Genomic DNA, 10,496 nt, shown 5'->3' on the forward strand with positions numbered 1-10,496 from the left:
GCCCTCGCACAGGCCGTGCAGGCGGCCGCAGCGCCAGCCGTCGAACACGCACGGGTCGATGTAGGCCTTGCGGCACACCGCCGGGGTATTGCCCAGCGCCTCGGCCACCTCGCGGATCACCGCGTTCTGCGCCTGCGCCAACGCGCGCTCGCCGCCGGTGTCCGGCAGCGGCAGCGCGGCCAAGCGCTGCAGCGCGGCGCGGGTGCCGCCCCAGGTGCGGAAGTCCTTGGCGGTGAAGCTCTCGCCCATCGCCTCGCGCAGGTAATCGTTGACCTCGCCCGAATCCACCGGCTGCAGCTGGCCGTCGTCGTCGCGGTACTGGAACAGCGCCTGCCCCGGCAATTGCTGGCAGCCGCGGATCAGCTTGACCAGGTGCACGTCGTCGACCTCGATGTCGTGCTCCTGGCCGCCCTTGCCGCGGAACTGCAGCCGCGCGCGCCCGCCCTTCACGAACGCCAGGTGGCGGTTGCGCAACGTGGTCAGGCCGTAGGAGCGGTTGCTGCGCGCGTATTCGGCGTTGCCCACGCGCACCAGGGTCTCGGCCATCAGCGCCACCACCATCGCCAGCACCTTGTCGCGCGGGTAGCCGGGCAGCGACATGTCGCGGCGCAGGCGCCGGCGCAGCCGCGGCAAGGCCTGGCCGAAGGCGACGATGCGCTCGAACTTGCCGTCGCCGCGCACCTGCGCCCAGTCGGCGTGGTAGCGGTACTGCTTGCGCCGGCGTGCGTCGCGGCCGGTGGCCTGCAGGTGGCCGTTGTCGCGCGTGCAGATCCACACCTCGGTATAGGCCGGCGGGATCGCCAGCTGGCGGATACGCTGCAGGGTGGCCGCATCGCGCACCGCGCTGCCGTCTGGCAGACGGTAGCCGAACCCCTTGCCGGCACGGCGGCGGACGATGCCCGGCTCCTGATCGCTGACATAGACCAGGCCGGCGCTGCTGGCGGCCTGGCGGGACTGGCGGGCACGCGCCGCCTCGGCCGCGGCGGTGGAACGGGACGCGTTGGACATCGGACCTCCGGAAGCCGGAACCGCGGCCCGCGCCGCCGGTTCCACGAACATCGATTGTCGGCAGTGCCGCGGCTAGGCCGCGTGAGCGATCGCCGCCTGCGACATGTCGGTCCACCGCTGCGGAAGTGCTGCAGTCCGCGTGAGAGGGACTTCAGTCCCGACGCCTGACGTGGTCAGCGCGCCTTGGTCATCACGCGTCGCGGCTCAAGCCATTCCCGCAAGGCGTGTCAGCGTGCCGGTTAACGCCTGGCGAACGCGCGGTATCCGATCCTGTCGCCACCGGAACCTGCGCTGCGCCGGCGCCTGCCGTCGCCCGGCGAGACGACGGCAACGCAAAGCGCGTCACACGTTCTATGCTTCACCCCATCTCCCTCCAGCCATAGGAGCCCCGATGAGCAACCTCCTTTCCTCCCGTGCGTCCACGCGTGCCGGCCTGCTCGGCACGGCCTGCCTGGCGCTGGCCCTGGCCGCCTGCGGCGCGCCGCCGCCGGACGAGCAGGAACAGGTGGGCGCCAAGGCCCAGGCCGCCGCGCAGCAGGCCGCCGCGCCGGACCCGGCCAACGCACCGGACGCCCCTCCGGTGGGCACCTGCGATGCCTCGCAGGCGCAGGGCCTGGTCGGCCAGACCTTCGCGCCGACGCTGCTGGACCAGGCGCGCAGCGATGCCGGCGCCAAGACCGCGCGCGTGCTCAAGCCGAACCAGGCGGTGACCATGGAGTTCAACGGCGAACGGCTCAACATCGAGGTCGACGAGAAGAACCAGATCACCGGCGTGCGCTGCGGCTAGGGCCTGTCCCCCATTCCCAGGCGGGTCGCGCCGCCCTTGGGCGTGCCCGGGGCAAGGAAGCGCGAGGGAGTGGACGTCTGTCCATGACCGGGCAATGACGCAGTCCCGGGACGCACAACGGCAGGTGCTGGGGCGCCGCCAGGACGCCTGGCGCGGCGGCGGCGACAGCGCCGCCGCCAGCGCTGAAGTTGCAGGTGTAACGGTGTATTGCGGCACCGCACCAACTATGTTTTAGTCGGGATTCCGGTGACCTCAAGAAGCGCTCCAGGACAGAGCGGGGGCGAGTGTCGCCGCGTTCCTTCGGATCGCTTTCAGAGGCAGACATGGCCCCCCGCAACCGCCACGGGCTCTACGACCCCCAAGACGAGCGCGATGCCTGTGGTTTCGGCATGGTCGCGCAACTCGACGACCAACCTTCGCGGGCGCTGGTGGATACCGCCATCGCCGCCCTGTCGCGCATGACCCACCGCGGCGGCGTCGCCGCCGACGGCCTCACCGGCGACGGCTGCGGCCTGCTGATCCGCAAACCCGAGCCGTTTCTGCGCGCGCTGGCGCGCGAGGCCGGCATCGCGGTCGGCGCGCGCTTCGCCGCCGGCAACGTGTTCCTGCCGCGCGACGATGCCGATGCCGCCGCGCGCTGCCGCCAGGTGCTGGAAGAAGAACTGCGCCGCGTCGACGTGAGACCGTGCGGCTGGCGCCTCACCCCCACCGACGATGCGGTGTGCGGGCAACTGGCCAAGGACACCCTGCCGCGCATCGAGCAGGTGTTCGTCGACGCCGGCGCCGAGCAGAGTGAAGACGCGTTCGCCCTGGCCCTGTTCCTGGCGCGCCGCCGCGCCGAACAGCGCCTGCGCGAGGTCGCCGATTTCTACGTCACCACGCTCTCGCCCAACGGCATCAGCTACAAGGGCATGGTGCTGCCGGACAAGCTCAGCACCTTCTACCCGGACCTGCAGCGCAACGACCTAGCCTCCAGCGCCATCGTGTTCCACCAGCGCTTCTCCACCAACACGCTGCCGCGCTGGCCGCTGGCGCATCCGTTCCGCCTGCTCGCGCACAACGGCGAGATCAACACCATCGAGGGCAACCGGCACTGGGCGCAGGCGCGCAGCAAGGTGTGGAAGACCCCGCGTTTCGACATCGCCGAGCTGGACCCGGTGATCTCGATGCATGGCTCCGATTCGCAGAGCCTGGACAACATGCTCGAGCTGCTGGTCGCCGGCGGCATGGACCTGCTGCAAGCGCTGCGCATCCTGGTGCCGCCGGCCACGCAGTCGCTGGAGTTCAAGGACGCCGACCTGGCCGCCTTCTACGAGTTCTACGGCCTCAACACCGAGCCGTGGGACGGCCCGGCCGGCATCGTCGCCTGCGACGGCCGCTACGCCGCATGCATGCTCGACCGCAACGGCCTGCGCCCGGCGCGCTGGATGCTGACCTCCGACCGGCATTTCCTGGTGGCCTCCGAAGCCGGCGTGTGGGAACTGCCGGCCGAGCGCGTCACCCGCAAGGGCAAGCTCGGCCCCGGCGAGATGATGGCCATCGACCTCAAGCGCGGCGACCTGCTCGATTCGGACGCCATCGACCGCATCAACCGCGGCCGCGCCCCGTACAAGCAATGGCTGCAGCAGGGCGTGACCTACCTGCAGACCGAACTGATCGACCCCTCGCTGGTCGAGGAGCCGTTCGACGAGCGCACCCTGCGCAGTTACCACAAGCTGTTCCAGCTCAGCACCGAGGAAGTGGAGCAGGTGCTGCGGCCGCTGGCCGAGACCGAGCAGGAAGCCACCGGCTCGATGGGCGACGACACCCCGATGGCGGTGCTCAGCCGCCACACCCGGCCGCTGTACGACTACTTCCGCCAGGCCTTCGCCCAGGTCACCAACCCGCCGATCGACCCGCTGCGGGAAGACTGCGTGATGTCGCTGACCACCCAGCTCGGCAAGGAGACCAACATCTTCCATGCCGGCCCGGAGACGGTGAACCACGTCATCCTCAACTCACCGGTGCTCAGCCAGCGCAAGCTGCGGCAGTTGCTGAAGATGCCGCAGTACCTGACCCGCAATGCGCAGATCGACCTGTCCTACAGCGTCGAGGAAGGCCTGGAAGCCGGGCTCAAGCGCATCTGCGCCGAGGCCGAACAGGCCGCGCGCGACGGCAAGGTCATGCTGCTGCTGACCGACCGCTACCCGGTGCCGGAGCGGCCGATGGCGCATGCGCTGCTGGCCACCGGCGCGGTGCACCACCACCTCTCGCGGGTGGGCCTGCGCTGCGACGTCAACCTGATCATCGAGACCGGCACCGCGCGCGATCCGCACCACATGGCCTGCCTGCTCGGCTTCGGCGCCACCGCGGTGTATCCGTACCTGGCCTACCAGACCCTGTTCGACCTGGGCCGGCGCGGCATCCTGCTGCTCAAGAGCGGCGGCGAGCAGACCCAGATCGGCCGCAAGTACCGCAAGGGCATCTACAAGGGCCTGTCCAAGATCATCTCCAAGATGGGCATCTGCACCATCGCCAGCTATCGCGGCGCGCAGCTGTTCGAAATCGTCGGGCTGGATCCGGACGTGGTGGCGCTGTGCTTCCCGGACACCGCCGCGCGCATCGGCGGCGTCGGCCTGGCGCGGCTGGACACCGAGGCGCGGCAGCTGGCCGCGCGCGCCTGGAACGATCTGCTCAAGCCGGAAGTGGGCGGCCTGCTCAAGTACGTGCACGGCGGCGAGTACCACATGTACAACCCGGACGTGGTGCTGACCCTGCAGCGCGCCACGCGCAGCGGCCTGCAGGCCGACTGGGACGCCTACGCCGCCGCGGTGCACGGGCGCCCGGCCTCGGCCCTGCGCGACCTGCTGCAGCTCAAGCGCGCGGCCACGCCGACGCCGCTGGACGAGGTGGCGCCGGCCGAAGACCTGCTGCGCCGCTTCGACACCGCCGCGATCAGCCTCGGCGCGCTGTCGCCGGAGGCGCACGAGGCGCTGGCGATCGCGATGAACCGCCTCGGCGGGCGCAGCAATTCCGGCGAAGGCGGCGAAGACCCGGCGCGCTACGGCACCGAGAAGCGGTCCAAGATCAAGCAGGTGGCCTCCGGGCGCTTCGGCGTCACCCCCGAATACCTGGTCAACGCCGAGGTGCTGCAGATCAAGGTCGCGCAGGGCGCCAAGCCCGGCGAAGGCGGCCAGTTGCCCGGGCACAAGGTCAACGAACTGATCGCGCGGCTGCGCTACGCCAAGCCGGGCATCGGCCTGATCTCGCCGCCGCCGCACCACGACATCTATTCGATCGAAGACCTGGCGCAGCTCATCTACGACCTCAAGCAGGTCAATCCCAGTGCGCTGGTGTCGGTGAAGCTGGTCAGCCATGCAGGTGTGGGCACCATCGCCGCCGGCGTGGTCAAGGCCGGTGCCGACCTGATCACCGTGTCCGGCCACGACGGTGGCACCGGTGCCAGCCCGGTCAGCTCGATCCGCTATGCCGGCGTGCCGTGGGAACTGGGCGTGGCCGAGTCGCACCAGGCGCTGGTCGCCAACGACCTGCGCACGCGCACCATCCTGCAGACCGACGGCGGCCTGAAGACCGGCCTGGACGTGGTCAAGGCGGCGATCCTGGGTGCGGACAGCTTCGGCTTCGGCACCGGGCCGATGATCGTGCTCGGCTGCAAGTACCTGCGCATCTGCCACCTCAACAACTGCGCTACCGGCGTGGCCACCCAGGACGAGCGCCTGCGCGCCAACCACTTCGTCGGCCTGCCCGAGCGCGTGGAGAACTTCTTCCGGCTGCTGGCCGAGGAAGTGCGGCAGTGGCTGTCGTACCTGGGCGTGCGCTCGCTGGACGAGATCGTCGGCCGCACCGAACTGCTGCAGCAGTTGGACATCTCGCCGCGCGAAGGCGTGCGCGTGGACCTGTCGCGGCTGCTCAAGGACGTGCGCCACGACGGCGGCCACTGCGCCGCGCAGCGCCTGTACGAATCGCCGGACAGCCTGGCCACGCAGATGGACGGCCTGCTCGCCGACGCCATCGCGCACAAGCGCGGCGGCGACCATCGCTTCCTGATCCACAACACCGACCGTTCGATCGGCGCGCGCCTGTCCGGCGCCATCGCCCGCGTCCACGGCAACCATGGCATGGACGATGCGCCGCTGACCCTGCGCTTCCGCGGCTCGGCCGGGCAGAGCTTCGGCGCGTTCAACGCCGGCGGCCTGCACCTGGAACTGGAAGGCGAGGCGAACGACTACGTCGGCAAGGGCATGGCCGGCGGCCGCCTGGTGGTGCGTCCGCCGCGCGGCGCGCGTTTCGAGGCGCGCAGCACCGCGATCATCGGCAACACCTGCCTGTACGGCGCCACCGGCGGCGAGCTGTACGCGGCCGGCCGCGCCGGCGAGCGCTTCGCGGTGCGCAACTCCGGCGCGCTGGCGGTGATCGAGGGCGCCGGCGACCACTGCTGCGAGTACATGACCGACGGCATCGTGCTGGTGCTGGGCAAGGTCGGCCTGAACTTCGGCGCCGGCTTCACCGGCGGCCTGGCCTACGTGCTCGACGTGGACCGCGACTTCGTCGACCGCTACAACCACGAACTGATCGACATCCACCGCATCTCCGCCGAAGGCTTCGAGAGCCACCGCCAGCACCTGCACAAGCTGATCAGCCGCCACCGCGAACTGACCGGCAGCATCTGGGCGCAGCAGATCCTCGACGAATTCCGCGACTACGTCGGCAAGTTCTGGCTGGTCAAACCGAAGGCGGCGAGCATCGAGTCGTTGACCGAGTCGCTGAGGCGCGCCGCCTGATGGCGGCGCGCCGGGAATCGGGAATGGAGAATCGGGAATGGTAAAAGCCCGGCTCCCCCAGTTTCCGATCGCGCGCGCAGATTCGCTTTTGCCATTCCCCATTCCCCATTCCCGGTTCCCCACACCATGAGCCGCAAACACGCCTTCCAGTTCCTCGACCTGCCGCGGCAGATGCCGCAGCGCATTCCGGTGGAACTGCGCACCTCCGGCGACTGGAACGAGCTGTACGGCAAGTTCGACAAGGCCGATGCGCAGTACCAGGCCGGGCGCTGCCTGGATTGCGGCAACCCGTACTGCAGTTGGAAGTGCCCGGTGCACAACGCCATCCCGCAGTGGCTGCAGCTGGTGCAGGAAAACCGTATCGAAGAGGCCGCGGCGCTGTGCCACAGCACCAATCCGCTGCCGGAGGTGTGCGGCCGGGTGTGCCCGCAGGACCGCCTGTGCGAAGGCAGCTGCACGCTGGAGGAGTTCGGCGCGGTCACCATCGGCGCAGTCGAGAAGTACATCGTCGACACCGCCCTGCACAACGGTTGGCGCCCGGACCTGAGCCAGGTCGAACCCACCGGCAAGCGCGTGGCGGTGATCGGCGCCGGCCCGGCCGGGCTCAGCTGCGCCGACCGCCTGGCCCGCGCCGGCATCCAGGCGGTGGTGTACGACCGCTACGAGCAGATCGGCGGGCTGCTGCAGTTCGGCATCCCCAGCTTCAAGCTGGACAAGAGCGTGATCGGCAAGCGCCGCGAAGTGCTCGAAGGCATGGGCGTGCAGTTCCGCCTGGGCGTGGAGATCGGCCGCGACGTGAGCCTGGAGCAGTTGCTCGAGGAGTACGACGCGGTGTTCCTGGGCACCGGCGCCTACCGCTACACCGACGGCGGCCTGCCCGGCCAGGACCTGCCCGGCGTGCTGCCGGCGCTGCCGTTCCTGGTGCAGAACAGCCGCATCGTCGGCGGCAACGATCCCTGGGGCCGGCCGATCGCCGGCTGGGAAGACAAGATCGCGCTGCCCGACCTGAGCGGCAAGCGCGTGGTCGTGCTGGGCGGCGGCGACACCGGCATGGACTGCGTGCGCAGCGCGATCCGCCTGGGCGCGGCCAAGGTCACCTGCGCTTACCGCCGCGACGAAGCCAACATGCCCGGCTCGGCGCGCGAGGTGGCCAATGCGCGCGAGGAAGGTGTGCGCTTCCTGTTCAACCGCCAGCCGCTTGCGGTGGAAGCCGATGCCGCCGGCAACCTGGCCGGCGTGCGCGTGGTGCAGACCCGTCTGGGCGAGCCGGATGCGCGCGGGCGCCAGGCCGCGGTGCCGGTGGAAGGCAGCGAATCGCTGCTGGACGCGGACGTGGTCATCATCGCCTTCGGCTTCTCGCCGAGCGTGCCGGAGTGGCTGGCGGCGCAGGGCGTGGAAGGCACCGCCAACGGCCGCATCCTCGCCGGCGGCAGCGAGCCCGACGGCAGCGGCCGCCTGCCGTACCAGACCACCAACCCGAAACTGTTCGCCGGCGGCGACGCCGTGCGTGGCGCCGACCTGGTGGTGACCGCCGTGGCCGAAGGCCGCGATGCCGCGGCCAGCATCGCCGAATGGATCGGCAACCGCCTGCCGGTGACGACCCAGGCTGCGGCCTGAGCGACGCTGCGAGGCTGCTGCAGCGTTCGGTCAGTTCGGCGGCGGCGACGACGGCAATACTTGCTCGACTGGGCGATGCGACCTTCGACAGCATCGCCGAACCGCTGCGCTCTGCATTCGAGAGTGGAGGACGCCTGGAGCGGCCGGCCTCCAGCAACGTCGCCAGCGCCAGCGCTGGCCTCGGCATGGACCTCGTCGAACGCTACCGCCTCGGCACCACCGCCGCCGGCAGCGATCGCCTCCAACGCCACCACCGCCGCGGCGCAGGTAGCGTCGCCGGCCTCTAGCGAATACCTTCTCCACCGCTCCTCCTTCGCCACGCGCCCAACCTGGCGCGCCGGCGATGGACGCATGGCCGCGACCTCGATCACGCCGCTGCCGACGGTTGCACCACGCACCTGATGTGACGCCGCCGACGTCCGCGCGCAGCGTGTCCGCGCCAGGTGAATGCCGGGCTAACACGGGTGCGTGCAGGCTGGCGATCACGGGGGCGATCCTTGCACGCTTGCGCCTGCCGTCCCGCACTCCCCCGAGCGGGCGGCGCTCCCCCTTCACTCCAGGAAGCTCCCCCATGTCGCTTTCCTCGTCGTGTTCCCCGCGCTGGCGTTCCCTGCCGCTGGCACTGCTGCTCGCCACCGTCGCCTGTAACGCCGCCGCCGAAGGCCGCAGCGTGCTCAAGTACGCCGGCGTCAACCTGTCCGGCGCCGAATTCAATTCCGGCAAGAAGCCCGGTGTGCTGTACAAGGACTACACCTACCCGACCGCCGGCGACTACAGCTACTTCGCCAGCAAGGGCATGAACACCATCCGCCTGCCGTTCCTGTGGGAGCGCCTGCAGCCCACCGCCAAGGGCGAGTTCGACCAAGCGCAACTGGCGCTGTTGAAGAAGGCGGTGGAGCAGGCCAAGGCCAACCACCTGTACCTGATCCTGGACCCGCACAACTACGCCAAGTACAACGGCGCGCTGGTCGGCAGCGAGGGCGCCCCGGACGAGGTGTTCGCCGACCTGTGGCGGCGCCTGGCCAAGGAGTTCAAGGGCGACGACCACGTCATCTTCGGGCTGATGAACGAGCCCAACGCGGTGTCCTCGACCGACTGGGCCAGCGCGGCGCAGGCGGCGATCGACGCCATCCGCAAGGCCGGCGCCAACAACCTGATCCTGGTGCCGGGCACCGCCTACACCGGTGCGCACAGCTGGCGCAGCACCGCCTACGGCACGCCCAACGCGGTTGCCCTGCAGCCGCTGAAGGATCCGCGCAACCGCATGGCGTTCGAAGCGCACCAGTACCTGGACCGCGACAACAGCGGCACCAAGGGCGAGTGCGTCAGCGCCACCGCCGGCGCCGAGAAGCTGGCCGGCTTCGTCAGCTGGTTGCGCGAGAACAAGAAGGTCGGCTTCATCGGCGAGTTCGCCACCGCGAATACGCCCACCTGCAATCAGGCGCTGGAGAACATGCTCAGCTACATGCAGAAGAACGACGACGTGATTCTCGGTTGGACCTGGTGGGCCGCAGGTGCGTGGTGGAAGCCCGACTATCCGTTCAACGTGCAGCCCGGCAAGGACGGCAGCGAGAAGCCGCAGATGGAGATCCTGTCCAAGTACGCGCGCGAGATCACCGGCAAGAGGTGAGCCGTCGCTGCCGGCGCCGCGTGTCGGCAACGCGGCAACACGCCATGCAACGTGTGCGACGCGCACGCCTGGCATAGCACATGCAGCGCGATCCAGTACCGGTTCGCGCTGCCAATCGCCGCACAGATCCATGCATGCGCGCACGCAGCGCATCGCCTCATCCTCGGCAATGCACTACGGTGTCCGCACACCGTAGTCATCAGCCCGGTCTGGCATCTCCTCGGCCGGGTTCCCCCTCTGATGCCGAAGGAGACTCACCATGATCGCGCGCACCTTGCGGCGGCGGTCGCGGCACGCCTGGCGTGCCGCGCTGCTGCTGTGCCTATCCGTTCCACTGTCGTCGCTGCAGGCGCGGGAGGCGCTGCGCTTCGCCGGCGTCAACCTGTCCGGTGCCGAGATCGCGCCTTCGAAGATTCCCGGCATCGTCGGAGTGGACTACACCTATCCGCGCAGCAGCGACTACAGCTACTTCGCCGGCAAGGGCATGAACCTGCTGCGCCTGCCGGTGCGCTGGGAACGCCTGCAGCCGCAACCGCGCGGCCCGCTCGACGCCGCGCAACTGGCGCTGATCGACGACGCCGTGCAGCAGGCCAAGGCGCAGGGCATGTACGTGATCGTGGACATCCACAACTACGCGCGCCGCGACGGCCGCCTCATCGGCAGCAGCGGCCTG

7 protein-coding genes are annotated in these 10,496 nt (G+C 69.9%); 6 read left to right on the forward strand and 1 reads right to left on the reverse strand.

Annotated elements, in window-relative coordinates; genetic code table 11:
* A partial coding sequence (locus D180_RS15310; protein ID WP_017913484.1) for a DNA topoisomerase IB occupies positions 1-1,008 on the reverse strand: 1,008 nt, incomplete at its 3' end.
* Between the two features lie 391 nt (positions 1,009-1,399).
* Here D180_RS15310 and D180_RS15315 point away from each other — a divergent pair.
* The 6 genes from D180_RS15315 to D180_RS15340 all read left to right on the forward strand — a co-directional run.
* A complete protein-coding gene (locus tag D180_RS15315) occupies positions 1,400-1,795 on the forward strand; it encodes an I78 family peptidase inhibitor (RefSeq protein WP_017913485.1) in 396 nt (131 codons plus the stop codon).
* A 323-nt stretch (positions 1,796-2,118) separates the two neighbouring features.
* Positions 2,119-6,576 (forward strand): glutamate synthase large subunit, encoded by a 4,458-nt coding sequence (gltB, locus tag D180_RS15320; RefSeq protein ID WP_017913486.1) that lies wholly within the window; start codon positions 2,119-2,121, stop codon positions 6,574-6,576.
* 126 nt (positions 6,577-6,702) lie between these two features.
* A complete protein-coding gene (locus D180_RS15325; protein ID WP_017913487.1) occupies positions 6,703-8,193 on the forward strand; it encodes an FAD-dependent oxidoreductase in 1,491 nt (496 codons plus the stop codon).
* On the forward strand, positions 8,148-8,480 hold the full coding sequence (locus D180_RS15330; RefSeq protein WP_017913488.1) for a hypothetical protein: 333 nt from the start codon (positions 8,148-8,150) through the stop codon (positions 8,478-8,480). The genes D180_RS15325 and D180_RS15330 overlap by 46 nt, the downstream gene beginning before the upstream one ends.
* 284 nt (positions 8,481-8,764) lie before the next feature.
* Positions 8,765-9,823: a glycoside hydrolase family 5 protein gene (locus tag D180_RS15335; protein ID WP_017913489.1), complete on the forward strand. Its 1,059-nt coding sequence runs from the start codon at positions 8,765-8,767 to the stop codon at positions 9,821-9,823.
* 259 nt (positions 9,824-10,082) lie between these two features.
* Positions 10,083-10,496: cellulase family glycosylhydrolase (locus D180_RS15340; protein WP_017913490.1), on the forward strand; the 414-nt coding region annotated here is incomplete at its 3' end.

Origin of the sequence: Xanthomonas sp. SHU 166 (genome assembly GCF_000364685.1) — a bacterium.
Lineage (GTDB): Bacteria > Pseudomonadota > Gammaproteobacteria > Xanthomonadales > Xanthomonadaceae > Xanthomonas_A > Xanthomonas_A sontii.

Coding starts and splice junctions, on each gene's coding strand:
- gltB (WP_017913486.1), top strand. CDS start 2,119: ATGGCCCCCCGCAACCGCCACGGGCTCTACGACCCCCAAGACGAGCGC.
- D180_RS15325 (WP_017913487.1), top strand. CDS start 6,703: ATGAGCCGCAAACACGCCTTCCAGTTCCTCGACCTGCCGCGGCAGATG.
- D180_RS15330 (WP_017913488.1), top strand. CDS start 8,148: ATGGATCGGCAACCGCCTGCCGGTGACGACCCAGGCTGCGGCCTGAGC.
- D180_RS15315 (WP_017913485.1), top strand. CDS start 1,400: ATGAGCAACCTCCTTTCCTCCCGTGCGTCCACGCGTGCCGGCCTGCTC.
- D180_RS15335 (WP_017913489.1), top strand. CDS start 8,765: ATGTCGCTTTCCTCGTCGTGTTCCCCGCGCTGGCGTTCCCTGCCGCTG.